Raw genomic sequence first — 14,966 nt, forward strand, 5'->3', positions numbered from 1 at the left:
CCGTGTCATTTTCAGTGTTTGAAAGATCGCTTTCGCGAGCAGGCTCGCTCCCACAGATGACCGTGTTGGTTTGGGTAACTCGGTCAATTGTGGGAGCGAGCCTGCTCGCGAATCTTTTGCGCTTAGCGATTTTTGACCTGTTCGATATACCGGCCTACCGCCGCGGACTTCTCGAATCGACGATAAATCAACGACAACCACGAACTCGCCTCGCAACCTTTAATTGCCCGGTACAACACGCCGGGCAAACCCACATGGCCAACCACTGATTCGGGCACAACTGCAACGCCCTGCCCCAACGACACCAACGCAATGACCGCCACCAGCCCGCCCGGTTGCGCCCCCAGTTTCGGCGCAAATCCACCCTCGGCGGCGACTTGCAAGGTGCCGCTGATTTGCTCCGGCAGGATGAACGTCTCGTTCTGCAAATGTTCCGGGCCAATCTCTGGCAATCGGCACAGCCAGGACTCGGTCGACACCGCCAGCACAAAACCTTCTGCGTCCAGGCGAATGGCTTCCAGGTCTTCAGGCAGGGTCATGGGTGAGCGGACATAGCCAATGTCGAAACGCCCCTCGACCACCATCACCGGCAATGACGCCATGGGACTTTCCCGTACGTTCAGGCTGACGTCAGGACACTCGCGACTGAAGGCTTGCACCTGTTTCTGCAGCAAGCCCGAATACACCGCCGAAGCCACGTAACCCAGTTCGATATGGCCAATATCCCCGCGCCCGGCACGCTGGGCGTTGTACTGAGCATATTCAAATTGCCGCACCGTTGCCTCGGCCTCGATCACCAGCGCTGCGCCCGCCTCGGTCAGGCTGACTTCACGTGTTTGGCGCACGAACAATCGCGTGCCGAGTTCGTTCTCCATGTCCTGGATCTGTCGAGTCAAGGTCGGCGGTGCGATACCGAGTTGTTCGGCGGCGCGGGTGAAGTTGCCTTGCCGGGCGACGGCCAGAAAATAGCGGAAATGCCGTATGTCCATCGTTGCGTTAGCTCAAAGGTAATGAAGTGAACAGGCGTGCCTAACAAGGGAAGCATCAACCGACGATAAGCTGCATTGTCTTTCACAGTAGAGAAACGCCGCCATGCCCGTCAAACCCAAGGTGAGCCCGAGCCTGACATTACTCACAGCCTCAGGCGTCTGCTCGCTGATCGTCCTCGACACCAACATCGTCGCCGTGACCCTGCCCACGATCGCCCGGGACCTGGGCGCAAACTTTGCCGACATCGAATGGGTGGTCAGCGCTTACATGCTGGCCTTCGCGGCCCTTTTGTTGCCGGCTGGCAGCATCGCCGACCGCTTCGGCCGGCAGAAAACCTTGCTCTGCGGGCTGGGCATTTTCATCCTCGCGTCCATCGGTTGCGGTGCCGCGCCCGATGCGTTGTTTCTCGACATCGCCCGGGCGATCAAGGGTGTCGGCGCGGCTTTGCTGCTGACCTCGGCCCTCGCCTCCATCGGCCACACCTTTCACGATGAAGTGGAACGGGCCAAGGCCTGGGCGTTCTGGGGCGCGTGCATGGGGGTGGCGATGACCGCCGCGCCGACGGTCGGCGGGTTGATCACCGAATACATGGGCTGGCGCTGGATTTTCTACCTTAACCTGCCCGTCGGATTGTTCCTGATGGTGATGGTCTGGCGCGCCGTGCCGGAGTCCCGCGACACTCAGTCCGCACGCCTGGATCCCTGGGGCAGCCTGGCGTTCAGCGCGAGTTTGCTGTGCCTGATCTGGGGCCTGATCGAGGCGAACCGGATCGGCTGGAGCAACCCGCTGACCTACGCTCGACTCATCAGCGGCGCTCTGTTGCTGGGGCTGTTCGTGGTGATTGAACGGATGCAGCGGCGGCCGATGGTCGATCTGCAACTGTTCAAGCATCCGCGTTTCATCGGCGCGCTATTGGGCATGTTTGCCTACGCCGGTTGCGCCCAGGTGATGATGACCCTGCTGCCGTTCTACCTGCAAAACGGCCTGGGTTTCTCGGCCATCGCTTCAGGTCTGGGGATGTTGCCGTTTGCCCTGACCATGCTGATTTGCCCACGCATCGGCGTACGTCTGGCGCGTCGGTTTGCCCCCGCCACATTGATGGCCGCCGGTTTGACCCTGGTCGGCAGCGGCAATCTGCTCAGTGCCTGGGCGGTCAGCAGCGGCGGTTACCTGCCCTTCGCCCTGGCGATTGCGGTGACGGGCGCCGGTGCCGGGCTGCTCAACGGCGATACGCAAAAGAACATCATGGCCTGCGTGCCACGGGAGCGCACTGGCATGGCTTCAGGCATGAGCACCACCATGCGCTTCAGCGCAATCGTGCTGGCCATCGGCGTGTTCGGGGCGTTGTTATCCAGTCATACCGAGCTGTTGTTGCGCACCAGTCTGTCGGAGCATGGCGTGCAATGGCTCGGCCAAACCCAGGGGATCGCCTCGCGGGTGGTGGCCGGTGACATGACGGCGGCGATGGGCCTGTTACCGGAAACCGCGCGCACCGTGGTCGAACCGTTGGCCCGCCAAGCCTTCGTCGGTGGCTTCAGTCTGCTGTTGTGGGTCGCGGGGTTATTGGCACTACTGGGAGCGCTGGTGGTGGGCACGCTGATGCGCAATCCGATCCCCGCCCCCTCGGCTGCAACCCTCGGCGCTAAGGCTTGAACGACGCCAATACCCGCTGGGCATTCGCTTCGCAGCCCATGCCCTCGGGCCGCGACTGAATGTTGTCGATCACCTCCAACAGCTGCGCCTTGCTCTGCGCCAAGTGCAGCTGCATCTCTTCGATCTGTTCGACTTTGCGCGTAAGACCCGCCAGCAATTCGTCTTGCTTGAACTCACCGGTCGCGCTGTCCGGCAATAACTGTTTCAACTCTTCCAGGCTGAACCCGGCCTGCTGGGCGCAAAGGATGATTTTCAGGGTTTGCAACGCTTGGTCGGGATAATGCCGGTAACCGTTGGCCCGGCGTTCCACCTGCCGAATCAAACCCTGAGCCTCGTAAAACCGAATGCGCGACGCGTTCAACCCGCTCAATTGCGCCAATTCACCAATCTTCATCACGACCTCATTTACCTGCTTGACATTAAAGTTGACTTTAAGCTTAGCCTCTACTCTTCACTGATGAGGAGTCAAGCATGTCGCCCTTCCAAGCGTTGAATTTGCCCAACGGCCAGACCATCGGCAATCGCATCGCCAAAGCCGCGATGGAAGAGAACCTCGCTGACAGCGGGCAGGCACCTGCAGAGGCCTTGTTCCGCCTGTATCAGGCGTGGGCCGAAGGCGAAGCCGGCCTGTTGCTGACCGGCAACGTGATGATCGACCGCCGCGCCATGACCGGTCCCGGTGGCGTGGTGCTGGAAGATGAACGGCACCTTGAACGCTTTCGCCAGTGGGCCAGCATTGGTCGGGCCGGTGGCGCGCAGTTCTGGATGCAGCTCAATCATCCTGGCCGTCAGACCATGGCCAACCTCGGCCAGCAAGCGTTGGCGCCTTCGGCGGTGGCACTGGACCTGGGCGCGTTCTCGAAGATGTTTGCCGAGCCCAAACCCATGAGCGAGCGCGACATCGAAGACGTCATCCAACGCTTCGCCATAAGCGCTGCCCTGGCGGAAAAGGCCGGCTTCACCGGGGTGCAGATTCATGCCGCGCACGGTTATCTGATCAGCCAATTCCTCTCGCCCTTGACCAACCGCCGAACCGACCGCTGGGGTGGCTCTCTGGAAAATCGCGCGCGCTTGTTGTTGGCGGTGGTCAGCGCCGTGCGTAAGTCTGTGTCGCCGCAGTTTTGCGTGGCGGTGAAGCTCAACTCGGCGGATTTCCAGCGCGGCGGCTTCGATGCCGACGATGCCCGGCAAGTCATCCAATGGCTCAACGATCAACCGATCGATCTGCTGGAACTCTCCGGCGGCAGCTACGAAGCCCCGGCCATGCAAGGCGAGGCCCGGGATGGTCGGACCCTGGCGCGTGAAGCGTACTTTCTGGAGATGGCCGGGGAATTGGCCCGTGTGGCGAACATGCCGGTGATGGTGACGGGCGGGATTCGACGCCTGGCGATCGTCGAACAGGTGCTCGACAGCGGCATCGCCATGGCCGGGATCGGCACGGCACTGGCGCTCGAACCTCAATTGGTCAAACGCTGGCGCGAAGGTCAGAACAGTCACCCGCAACTGCCGCCGATTCGCTGGAAGCGCAACCCCCTGGCGGCACTGGCGAGCATGGCCGTCGTGAAATTCCAGCTCAATCGCCTTAGCCGCGGGCGCAAGACCCGTCCCGACGTTTCGGCGTTATGGGCGTTGATTCTCGACCGCGTGTACATCGCCCGGCGTACTCGTCAGTACCGGCAGGCGATGGGACTGAAGTAATCAAGTTGTCGAAGATCGAATGTGGGAGCGAGCCTGCTCGCGAAAGCGGAGTGTCAGACAACATCATGGTTGACTGGAAGGCCGCCTTCGCGAGCAGGCTCGCTCCCACAAGGGTACGTCTGCGCTGCAAGGGTGTTTACCGTCCGGAAAAACGCAATCTGGATAGCTGACGCAAATCCCCGTCGAGGTAATAGTCATCGGTCCAGCTGTCATCCGCCGCCAATGGATGGACCTGCTTGAGCGCGAGTTTCCTGGCGAAATAGCGAAAGCGGTAATGCTCGTAGAACCGCAGCAGTTCCAGACCATAACGGTCTGCCAGATCGGTATCACCGCGAATGATCAGGTAGTTCTCGTCATTGCCATTGCTGGCCGCGGCACTGAGGTTATGGCTGCCGCTGATGATCGTCGGCGCATCGCTAGTGAAGTCCGTCACCACGGCTTTGGTGTGCACCAGCAGGTTGCCCTTCTGGCCTTTCATGTTCTCTCTGAGCCAGCCTTCCAGCCCGGTGTTGAGCAGCGCGGTGGCGGCGAATTCGGCGGTGCGGTCGGCGTGGAAACCGGTGATACGGCTGGCGGTGTTTTGCAGGCCGTAACGCAAAATGTCGTCGTGGGGCAGGCCGAGCAAGGCGTTCAGGATGTCGTCGGGCAAGGCGAACGCGGTGACGAACAGCACGTCTTTTTTCGCGGCGCTGATGATCTCGACAAACGCTTGCAGATCACCCTTGCCCGACCGCGGAGAGAAACCGGCGAACATCGGCTGCAGCGAATCCATCGGGTTGTTTTGGGTGAGCCAGTTTCGGGTGTCGCCGACATCCGCCGGGTGGCTCCAGACCTGCTCGAAGGTGCGCAGATAACTGGCGCTGACGTGTGTGTCGTCCAGCACATGCACTACGTTGGCCTGGCGGTAAACGCCGTTGGGCGTGAAATTGGTGCTGCCGCAAAGCACTGCTTCCGGCTGACGCTGCCCCACCGCGTCGAGCCGGCTCAGCACCATGAATTTGTTGTGGAAGATGTTATGGGTGACTCGACCGCGCTTGTTCTCTGCCGGGATTTTTTCCAGGCTGGCCTCGTTCAGGGTGGTGCCCTCATCGCCCGGTTGAGCGTGATACAGGACTCGAACGTTTACCCCTCGCTCGAACGCGGCATTGACCGCATCGACAATGGCCTGCAATTCATACTCGTAGATGGCAATGTCCAGCGCCCACTGGCCATCCACCGCACGCTCGATAAACCCCAGCAAACGTCCGAGCAAACCGTTTTCCAGCCACTGCCGCGGGACATCCGGCCAGGCTTCGATGGGCAGGTTCTTGTTGGCGCTGATCAGCGCGTCGAGCTCGGGAAACTTGCGCTGGAACGCCTGGCTGGCGGCCACTGCGCGATTGAAGATCACGCTTTGGTTATTCGGCTGACCATTGTCGGAGGTGACCGTCACTTCCAGGAATTCTCCCAGTTGCGGCGCATCAATACTGCCGTAGGCCAGGTGGATTCGGTAATGGATCGTCATCCCCGGATTGACCGCGTAATCGGCCCAGCGAAATTTCTGCAACGGCGCGATATCGCTGGGGGTGGCGTGAAACTGGGGAAAGGTATGCACCTTGCCGGGAAAGGTCAGTCTGTTGAACAGGAACAGCCAAGGCTTGGGGCCTTGCTGTTTTTCGATGGCGAAACCCAAGAGGCCTTTGCGACGGGGTTCGGCCAGGTCCATGGCCAACAGCACGCCATTGGTGCCGGCGTAGGCCTTGACGCGAAAATCATCCTGAATGTTGGCGGCTAGAACGCGCATGACTCACTCCTGTGATCTTTCTGGTTCACTCCATATCATCGATATGTCGATATTCGGCCTGCAACTCGGTAGCCATCACCTTAGCCCGCCCAAGCCGAATCGGCCCGCGTTCGATGTCGATCAGCAGCCCCGGACAATCAAGCGCCGGCAATATCGACCAGTCCTTCAATCGACCATCGGTCACCAGCAACAAACGCTGCTTTTCCGCCGGAAAACGTTTTTGTCGTGCAGCCAGCCATCGCCCCGCCTCACCCAGCGCCGCCAGCAACGGCGTACCACCGCCCGCTCCCAGCCCATCAAGCCAGTTGCGCAAACCCGCGGAGGCTTTCAACCCTTGCACTTGCCATTTCGGCACATGACCACTGGCAGTGAGCAACGCCAGGCGCGCACGCTGGCGATAGGCATCGTCGAACAGTTGCGCCAGCAAGCCCTTGGCATCGCTCAACGCCTGATGACGGCGTGTCGAGGCCGAAGCGTCGACAATCACCAGCCACAGTTCGTGGGGCGAACGGGTGCGCAGGTGAAACAAGACATCGTCGAGCTGACGTGGGCGGCCGTTCAGCAATGTACCGGGCCAATTGATCGAGCCGCTACGCGCCGCGTGACGCTTACCCTGCTTGCCATTGTCCAGCCGTCCGGCACGGGGTCTGGCATTCGCCCCCGCATCAGATCGAGGGCGAATGCCTAGGGCTTTTTTGGCCAGCTCGGCACGTCACGTCGTGCGCCGACCGGGAGCGCCTGAGCGGGCATTTCACCCCATTGGCCCTGGCCTTCGCTCGGGTTGGCATTTTGCGTAGAGGGCGGCTGACTTTGTTGCGGCGCTGGTGGCGATGACTCGCGACGGCGATGGCGCAAGGCAAACTCGGCGACGGCGTCGATGTCTTCCTCGGCGATGGCGCTCGCCCCACGCCACGCCGCGTGGGCACGCGCCGCGCGCAACCAGACCAGGTCGGCCCGCAAGCCATCGACACCGGCGGCAAAGCAGCGCTCGGTAATCTGCGCCAGCGCATGATCGTCGAGTGGGATGCTTGCCAGCGCGCTGCGCGCTTTCTGGCAACGTTCGCGCAGAGACTGCTGTTGGCTTTCCCATTCGGCGCAGAAGCTGTGGGGATCGCTGTCGAAATCCAGCCGTCGCCGGATGATCTGGCCGCGCTCGGTCGGTGCTGTGTGGCCACTGAGGGCGACGTTCAGGCCAAAACGGTCGAGCAGTTGCGGACGCAGCTCACCCTCTTCCGGGTTCATGGTGCCGATCAGCACGAACTTCGCCGGATGCCGATGGGAAATGCCGTCGCGTTCGATCAGGTTGGTGCCGCTGGCGGCCACATCCAGCAGCAGGTCCACCAGGTGATCGGGCAATAAATTGACCTCATCAACGTAGAGCACGCCGCCGTCAGCCTTGGCCAGTACACCGGGGGAAAACTGTGCACGGCCCTCGCTCAGGGCGGCGTCCAGATCGAGGGTGCCGACCAGCCGTTCTTCGGTGGCACCAAGCGGCAAGGTGACGAATTGGCCGCTGGCCAGTAGATCCGCCAGGCCTCGGGCCAGGGTCGATTTGGCCATGCCGCGAGGGCCTTCGATGAGTACGCCGCCGATTTTCGGGTCGATGGCGGTCAGGTAGAGGGCGAGTTTGAGATCGTCGGCGCCGACCACGGCGGAGAGAGGGAAATGCGGGGTGTCGGTCATTTTCAATACTCGGTCATGGTCGGTAGCAGGCACACCTTGTACCTGTGGGAGCGAGCAAGCTCGCTCCCACAGGGTTTTGCGGCGCATTAACTATCTTCTTCTATATCCAACAACAAATTCTCCAGCGCCTCGCGATACTCGCCCGGCTCCTTCCACATCCCCCGCTGCTGCGCTTCCAGCATCCGCTCAGTCATGTCGCGCAACGCATGCGGATTATGCTCACGGACAAAATCACGAGTCGCCGGATCCAGCAAATACGCATCCGCCAGTAACGCGTACTGGTGGTCGTCGATCAATTGCGTTGTGGCGTCGAAGGCAAACAGGTTATCAACCGTCGCCGCCAGTTCAAACGCGCCTTTGTAGCCATGACGCTTCACGCCGTCGATCCATTTCGGATTGGCTGCCCGGGAGCGAATCACCCGGTTCAGCTCTTCCTTCAACGTGCGGATCTTCGGCAAGTCCGGCTGACTGTGATCGCCATGGTAACTGGCCGCTGCTTCACCACTGAGGCTTTCCACAGCCGCGAGCATGCCGCCCTGGAACTGGTAATAGTCGTTGGAATCAAGCAAGTCGTGTTCACGGTTGTCCTGGTTTTGCAGCACAGCCTGAACCTGGCTCAGGCGCTGAGCGAACTGCGCTCGCGCCGCGGTGCCTTCGTCAGAACCGCCGTAAGCGTAGCCGCCCCAATTCAGGTAAACCTCGGCCAGGTCGTCACGGCTTTGCCACAGACGACCATCGATGGCGCCCTGCACGCCCGCGCCGTAAGCACCGGGTTTGGCACCAAAGATGCGCCAACCGGCCTGACGCTTGGCCGCCTCTTCATCCAGCCCCGATTGCATTAACGCTTCGCGCTCGGCACGCACCTTGGCGGCCAAGGGGTTGAAGTCGTCCGGCTCGTCGAGGGCGGCGACCGCTTGCACGGCGGCGTCGAACAGGCGGATCAGATTGGCAAAGGCATCGCGGAAGAATCCGGAGACGCGCAACGTCACGTCCACGCGCGGACGGTCCAGCAGACTCAGCGGCAGAATTTCGAAGTCGTCGACCCGCTGACTGCCCGTGGCCCAGACCGGGCGCACACCCATTAACGCCATGGCCTGGGCGATGTCGTCGCCACCGGTGCGCATGGTCGCGGTGCCCCACACCGACAGGCCGAGCTGACGCAGGTGATCGCCGTGATCTTGCAAGTGTCGTTCAAGAATCAGGTTGGCCGACTGGAAACCGATACGCCACGCGGTGGTGGTCGGCAGGTTACGCACGTCCACCGAGTAGAAGTTGCGCCCGGTCGGCAGCACGTCGAGTCGACCGCGACTCGGCGCACCGCTGGGGCCGGCCGGCACGAAGCGGCCGCTGAGCGCGTCGAGCAGACCGCGCATTTCCGCCGGACCGCAGGCGTCCAGCCGTGGAGCGACGACTTCGCGCAGGCTGTCGACGATCGCGCTGACGTCGGACCAAGTGGCCTCCTGTGGGAGCGAGCTTGCTCGCGATAGCGGTGGGTCAATCGACATCAATGTTGGATGCTCAACCGCTTCGCGAGCAAGCTCGCTCCCACAGGGGCCGGGGTTGGCTTGAGGTTGGTTTAGAGTTTGCGAGATCAGTTGCGTGGCGAACAGTTCCAGACGTTCACGGGTATCCCCGGCGGTGCGCCAGACTTCGTCGGTGAGGGATTGCAGTTCAATCGGACGCGGCCCGATCCAGGGTTCGGCAAGCGCACAATCCAGCGGATCGAAGCCCAACGTGAACGCCTTGGCCAAGGCCCGCAGCAGACTTGATTGGGCACCCCGTCCATCGCCACGCGGAATGCGCAACAACGCCAGCAAGGTGTCGATGCGCAAGCGCCCGGTCGGCGACTCGCCAAACACATGCAGGCCGTCGCGGATCTGCGACTCTTTCAAGTCGCACAAATACGTGTCCAGACGCGGCAACCAGATCGCTGCATCGGCATCACTGTCGAGCTTTTCGTCCAGTTGCAGTTCGCGGTCGATGTGCGTCTCGCGCACCAGTTGCAGGATGTCGCGCTGCAATTCCCGGGCACGGCGCGGATCGAGCAATTGCGCTTCGTAATACTCGTCGGCGAGTAATTCGAGGTTGCGCAACGGGCCGTAAGTTTCGGCGCGGGTCAGCGGCGGCATCAGGTGATCGATGATCACCGCCTGCGTACGGCGCTTGGCCTGGGCGCCCTCGCCCGGATCGTTGACGATAAACGGATAGATGTTCGGCAGCGGACCGAGCAGCGCATCCGGCCAGCAATTCTCGGACAGACCGACGCCTTTGCCCGGCAACCATTCGAGGTTGCCGTGCTTGCCGACGTGGATCACACCGTGGGCGCCGTAGGTGTTGCGCAACCAGAAATAGAACGCCAGGTAACCGTGAGGCGGCACCAGGTCCGGATCGTGATACACCGCGCTCGGGTCCACCTGATAACCGCGCGCCGGTTGAATGCCGACGAAGGTCAGACCAAAGCGCAGTCCGGCAATCATCATTCGCCCGCCACGGCACATCGGATCGCTTTGCGGCGTGCCCCAACGTTCCAGCACGGCTTGTCGGTTGGATTCGGGCAAGGCGTTGAACATCAGGTTGTAGTCGTCCAGCGCGAGGCTTTGCATACACGGGCGCTGGTCGAGGGTGTCGAGGTCGTTGCTGACGCCACCCAGCAACTGCTGGATCAACGCGGTGCCGCTATCAGGCAACTCGACCGGCAGCGGATAACCTTCTTTATGCAGCGCACGCAGGATGTTCAGCGCCGCCGCCGGGGTGTCGAGACCCACGCCATTGCCGATGCGACCGTCGCGGGTCGGGTAGTTGGCGAGGATCAGGGCGATGCGTTTTTCAGCGTTGGGCACTCGCGCCAGATCAATCCAGCGCCGCGCCAGTTCGGCGACAAAATCCATGCGCTCCGGTTGTGGCCGATAGCAGACCACATCGGATTGACTGCGCTCGCTGCGCCAGGCCAGGTCTTTGAAGCTGATCGGTCGGCTGATGATCCGCCCGTCCAGTTCCGGCAGCGCGATATGCATCGCCAGATCACGCGGACCGAGGCCTTGCTCGCTGGCGCGCCATCCCTGCTCGTTGTCCTGGGCGCAGATCGCCTGGATCACCGGAATGTTGCGGCGAAACGGTCGCAAGTGCGGCGCTTCGGGGCTGGATTGAGCGAAACCGGTGGTGTTGAGAATCACCCCTGCCTCGACTTCGTCCAACAGGTCCTCGACCACCGTCAGGCAGCCGGGCTCTTTCAAACTGGCCAGGGCAATCGGCAACGGGTTCAACCCCGCCGCTTGCAAGCGCTGACAGAAAATATCGATGAAACCGGTGTTCGCCGCCTGCAAATGCGAGCGGTAGAACAGCACCGCCGCGACCGGTTGATCGGCCTGCCAGTCGGCTTGCCAATCCTTCAGTTCAGCCGGGCTTTTTTGCGGGTGGTAGATCGCTGTGCGCGGCAGGGTTTGTGGCTCGGCCCAAGCGTAGTCGCGATCCAGCCAACGATTGGCGAGGCAGCGAAAAAAATCCAGAGCATTGCCCATGCCACCCTGACGCAGAAACTGCCAGAGCCGATCGCGGTCTTCCGCGCCCACCGTGCTTAGGTCGCTGAGTTCCGGGTCCGGGCGGTCATCGCCTGGCACCAGAATCAGTTGCACGCCGCGCTGGGACAACTCCACCAAGCGCTCGACGCCGTAACGCCAATAGGCGATGCCACCGTGCAGCGAAATCAGAATGACCTTGGCGTGGCGCAGCACTTCGTCGACATACAGGTCGACCGACGCGTGGTTCTGCACCTGCATCGGGTTGGCCAGGCGCACGCTAGGGTAATCGTCGGGCAACTGCTGCGCGGCTTCGGCGAGCAGCGCCAGGCTGGAGTCGCCGCTGCACAGGATCACCAGCTCGGCGGGGGTTTGTCCAAGGTCGGCGATGTTGTCATCCGACACGAAACCGCCGGGCTGAGTCCTGAGCAGGTGCATGGCTTAAACGCTGAGCGCGGCGCGCAATTGCGCTTCAAGCAGAGTGGCGTCCAGCTCCTGACCGATCAACACCAGGCGCGTGGTACGCGCTTCGTCGGCGCCCCACTGACGGTCGAAATGCTTGTCGAAACGTGTGCCCACGCCCTGAATCAACAGGCGCATCGGTTTGTTCGGGATCGCCGCAAAACCTTTGACGCGCAGGATGCCGTGCTGGACCACCAGCTGGGTCAGCGCGTCCAGCAGCAGGCTTTCGTCGGCTTGAGGCAGTTCGATAGAGATGGAGTCGAAGGCATCGTGGTCGTGATCGTCTTCGCCTTCATGGTGGTGATCGTGATGGCTGTGACGGCTGTCGATGTGTTCTTCAGAACCGGCGCCGAGGCCGATCAGCACGTCCAGTGGCAGACGACCGCTGCTGGCTTCGATGACTTTCACCGCTGGCGGCAATTCTTCAGCGACTTCCAGGCGTACACGGGCCAGGTCTTCAGGGCTGATCAGGTCGGCCTTGTTGAGGATCACCAGGTCGGCGCTGGCGAGTTGGTCAGCGAACAGCTCGTGCAGCGGCGATTCGTGATCCAGGTTCGGGTCGAGTTTGCGCTGGGCATCGACCTGATCCGGGAAAGCCGCGAAGGTGCCGGCGGCGACCGCAGGACTGTCGACCACGGTGATCACCGCATCAACGGTGCAGGCACTGCGGATTTCAGGCCACTGGAAGGCTTGCACCAGCGGTTTTGGCAGGGCCAGGCCCGAGGTTTCGATGAGGATGTGGTCGAGGTCGCCGCGACGGGCGACCAATTCGCGCATCACCGGGAAGAACTCTTCCTGAACGGTGCAGCACAGGCAGCCGTTGGCCAGTTCGTAGACGCGGCCGTTGGCTTCTTCTTCAGTGCAACCGATGGAGCACTGCTTGAGGATTTCGCCGTCGATGCCCAGCTCGCCGAACTCGTTGACGATCACCGCAATGCGGCGGCCCTGAGCGTTGTCGAGCATGTGCCGCAGCAAGGTGGTTTTGCCCGAGCCGAGGAAGCCGGTAACGATGGTGACGGGGAGTTTGGCCAGTGTTTTCATCGGATGCCCTTTGGCAAGGTGGCGGGCATACGGGACGACAATCGCTGCTACGGATGCGCGCGCGGAAGAGTTCGCCACCGGATCACCCCGCCCGGTTGTAGTGAGAATCTGTGTCGAGGCAGGTCTCCTGGCTGACGGTTTGCCGGGCTTGCGGGCCTGGCATTCGCTGCGCCTTCCCGCGAACCCGTTGCACAGGGTTTGCAGTGGCGTGGCAGCGAACATCACCGTTCACAGTTGCGGGGGCAGCCGCGGCATCGACCGCGTTCCCTTCTTAGCTTCGGCAGACGCCGAAGAACCTCGAAAGCGCAAGGCTACGCATCGTGTGGGGGCGGGTCAATGTCCTACAAAGAGCCAATCATCATTTGGTTCCCAAGTGAGAACCCATGCCAATTGACTCTCCGCCCCCGCCCATGCTCTCCTACACGCCTTGTTACGGGTGCCCTTCACAGGGTGAAACGGGAAACCGGTGAATCATGTGCTTTACTCTAAAGTCATGTCAGTCCGGTGCTGCCCCCGCAACGGTAAGCGAGCGAAGCGTCAGATCCACTGTGCCAGCAGTTCGGCATGGGAAGGTGATGCTTGCAGGTCAAGGCGAAAGCCAGTGCCCCTCGTGAGCCCGGAGACCGGCCCGCAACACAAAGTGACCATTACGATCACTGAATAACAAACCCGCGGTGGGCGGGCGCTGTTTGAACCTCTGCGTGCCCGACTCGCAGGGGTCTTCCATGCGCTCTAAATCACCCGCTGACAGACCAGAGGGAAGCGCCATGTCGATCATCAGCAGCACCGGCAGCAACACCGATAAGAGCACCGCCAGCACCACCAATACCCTGACTCAACGCCTGACCGTCGCCCTGTGCGCGTCGATCCTGGGTGCTAGCCTTGTGTATTTCGCCGGTTTCTCGCACATCGAGGCCGTGCACAACGCCGCTCACGATACCCGCCACAGCTCTGCATTCCCGTGCCATTGAGACTTGCCGACATGATCAAGCGTATTGCGCAAACCGCAGGGTTCACCGGGCTGCTGGCCGCCCTGTTGCTGACCCTGCTGCAAAGCTTCTGGGTGGCTCCGCTGATTCTGCAGGCCGAGACGTTCGAAAAATCCGAGCCCGCCGCTGTTGAAGTTCACGAACACGCCGCAGGTGCTGTCGCCGCTCACACCCACGATGCTGAAGCCTGGGAACCGGAAGACGGCTGGCAGCGCGTGCTGTCCACTACCGGCGGCAACCTGGTGGTAGCGGTCGGTTTCGCCCTGATGCTGGCCGGTCTTTACACCTTGCGCGCACCGACCAAAACCTCCCAAGGCCTGCTTTGGGGCCTGGCCGGTTATGCGACGTTCGTGCTGGCACCGACCCTCGGTCTGCCGCCTGAACTGCCGGGCACTGCCGCAGCTGATTTGGCGCAGCGGCAGATCTGGTGGATCGGCACGGCTGCCTCCACCGCTGTCGGTATCGCGCTGATCGTGTTCAGCCGTCACTGGCTGATGAAGATCCTCGGCGTGGCGATCCTGGCCGTTCCTCACGTGATCGGCGCGCCACAACCGGAAGTGCATTCGATGCTCGCTCCAGAAGCCCTGGAAGCTCAGTTCCAAATCGCTTCGCAGCTGACCAACGTGGCATTCTGGCTGGCCCTGGGCCTGATCAGTGCCTGGTTGTTCCGCCGCAAAAGCGATGGTCAGTACCACGCATGACTGAGATCAGCACAGCGCCGACTTTAGTGGTCGGCCTGGGCTGCCAGCGCGGCTGCCCCGTCAGCACGCTGCGGGCGCTGCTCGATCAGGCGTTACAGGCTCATAAAATTGAACTTCACCAGATCAAGGCCCTGGCCAGCATCGACCTGAAGCGCGACGAACCTGGCTTGATCGAATTGGCCGAACAGCTTGAGTTACCGTTGATGTACTTCAGCAGCGAACAACTGGCCGGCTATCAACCACAACTCAGCCACCGCTCGGACATCGCGTTCGAACGCACCGGCTGCTACGGCGTAGCGGAAAGTGCCGCCCTGGCCCTTGCCGAACAACTGACCCAGGCACCGGCAAAATTGCTGATTTCACGACAAAAATATGCCCAGGCCACCTTGGCATTGGCCTGCGCTGCATAAAATCCTCGATAATCCCCGCCATCGATCATGAGCAATCTTCA

General features: G+C 61.7%; 12 protein-coding genes and 2 riboswitches. Of the genes, 5 read left to right on the top strand and 7 right to left on the bottom strand.

Annotated elements, in window-relative coordinates; all coding sequences use genetic code 11:
- Positions 1–122: 122 nt before the first annotated feature.
- Positions 123–989, bottom strand: coding sequence for a LysR substrate-binding domain-containing protein (locus tag ACIQU2_RS06440; RefSeq protein WP_347804313.1), 867 nt, complete (start codon positions 987–989; stop codon positions 123–125).
- Between the two features lie 103 nt (positions 990–1,092).
- On the opposite strand from ACIQU2_RS06440, the gene ACIQU2_RS06445 reads away from it, so the two are divergent.
- Complete coding sequence (locus ACIQU2_RS06445; protein ID WP_403139475.1) at positions 1,093–2,643, top strand: MFS transporter; 1,551 nt, start codon at positions 1,093–1,095, stop codon at positions 2,641–2,643.
- Here the strand turns inward: ACIQU2_RS06445 and ACIQU2_RS06450 are convergent.
- A complete protein-coding gene (locus ACIQU2_RS06450) occupies positions 2,633–3,037 on the bottom strand; it encodes a MerR family transcriptional regulator (protein WP_347804311.1) in 405 nt (134 codons plus the stop codon). The two genes, ACIQU2_RS06445 and ACIQU2_RS06450, sit on opposite strands and share 11 nt — an antisense overlap.
- A gap of 77 nt (positions 3,038–3,114) precedes the next feature.
- Between ACIQU2_RS06450 and ACIQU2_RS06455 the strand changes: the two genes are divergently transcribed.
- On the top strand, positions 3,115–4,341 hold the full coding sequence (locus ACIQU2_RS06455) for an NADH:flavin oxidoreductase/NADH oxidase family protein (protein WP_403139478.1): 1,227 nt from the start codon (positions 3,115–3,117) through the stop codon (positions 4,339–4,341).
- A gap of 136 nt (positions 4,342–4,477) precedes the next feature.
- Here ACIQU2_RS06455 and ACIQU2_RS06460 read toward each other — a convergent pair whose 3' ends face one another.
- From ACIQU2_RS06460 to cobW, 5 genes are all read right to left on the bottom strand, one after another.
- Positions 4,478–6,124 carry a phospholipase D-like domain-containing protein gene (locus ACIQU2_RS06460; RefSeq protein ID WP_347804309.1) on the bottom strand — a complete coding sequence of 549 codons (1,647 nt, stop codon included), beginning with the start codon at positions 6,122–6,124 and terminating at the stop codon, positions 4,478–4,480.
- Between the two features lie 25 nt (positions 6,125–6,149).
- Positions 6,150–6,689 (bottom strand): VWA domain-containing protein, encoded by a 540-nt coding sequence (locus tag ACIQU2_RS06465; RefSeq protein ID WP_347804308.1) that lies wholly within the window; start codon positions 6,687–6,689, stop codon positions 6,150–6,152.
- A 119-nt stretch (positions 6,690–6,808) separates the two neighbouring features.
- Positions 6,809–7,807 carry an ATP-binding protein gene (locus tag ACIQU2_RS06470; protein WP_347804333.1) on the bottom strand — a complete coding sequence of 333 codons (999 nt, stop codon included), beginning with the start codon at positions 7,805–7,807 and terminating at the stop codon, positions 6,809–6,811.
- An 86-nt stretch (positions 7,808–7,893) separates the two neighbouring features.
- Entirely contained in the window at positions 7,894–11,760 is a 3,867-nt protein-coding gene (cobN, locus tag ACIQU2_RS06475) for a cobaltochelatase subunit CobN (RefSeq protein WP_403139479.1), read from the bottom strand.
- Positions 11,761–11,763: 3 nt separating this feature from the next.
- Complete coding sequence (gene cobW, locus ACIQU2_RS06480; protein ID WP_149630175.1) at positions 11,764–12,825, bottom strand: cobalamin biosynthesis protein CobW; 1,062 nt, start codon at positions 12,823–12,825, stop codon at positions 11,764–11,766.
- A 99-nt stretch (positions 12,826–12,924) separates the two neighbouring features.
- A riboswitch (cobalamin riboswitch) is annotated at positions 12,925–13,140 on the bottom strand.
- 102 nt (positions 13,141–13,242) lie between these two features.
- Positions 13,243–13,472, top strand: a riboswitch (cobalamin riboswitch).
- 120 nt (positions 13,473–13,592) lie between these two features.
- On the opposite strand from cobW, the gene ACIQU2_RS06485 reads away from it, so the two are divergent.
- From ACIQU2_RS06485 to ACIQU2_RS06495, 3 genes are read left to right on the top strand one after another with little or no spacing between them, the layout of a single operon-like run.
- The gene (locus tag ACIQU2_RS06485; protein WP_095129617.1) at positions 13,593–13,796 is read left to right on the top strand and encodes a CbtB domain-containing protein; all 204 of its coding nucleotides are present in this window, start codon (positions 13,593–13,595) and stop codon (positions 13,794–13,796) included.
- An 11-nt stretch (positions 13,797–13,807) separates the two neighbouring features.
- The gene (locus ACIQU2_RS06490; RefSeq protein ID WP_347805968.1) at positions 13,808–14,515 is read left to right on the top strand and encodes a CbtA family protein; all 708 of its coding nucleotides are present in this window, start codon (positions 13,808–13,810) and stop codon (positions 14,513–14,515) included.
- Complete coding sequence (locus ACIQU2_RS06495) at positions 14,512–14,925, top strand: cobalamin biosynthesis protein (RefSeq protein ID WP_347805969.1); 414 nt, start codon at positions 14,512–14,514, stop codon at positions 14,923–14,925. Before ACIQU2_RS06490 ends, ACIQU2_RS06495 begins: the two co-directional genes overlap by 4 nt.
- Positions 14,926–14,966 lie beyond the last annotated feature (41 nt).

Source organism: Pseudomonas sp. NPDC098740 (genome assembly GCF_044760065.1).
In the GTDB taxonomy this organism is placed as follows: domain Bacteria; phylum Pseudomonadota; class Gammaproteobacteria; order Pseudomonadales; family Pseudomonadaceae; genus Aquipseudomonas; species Aquipseudomonas rossensis.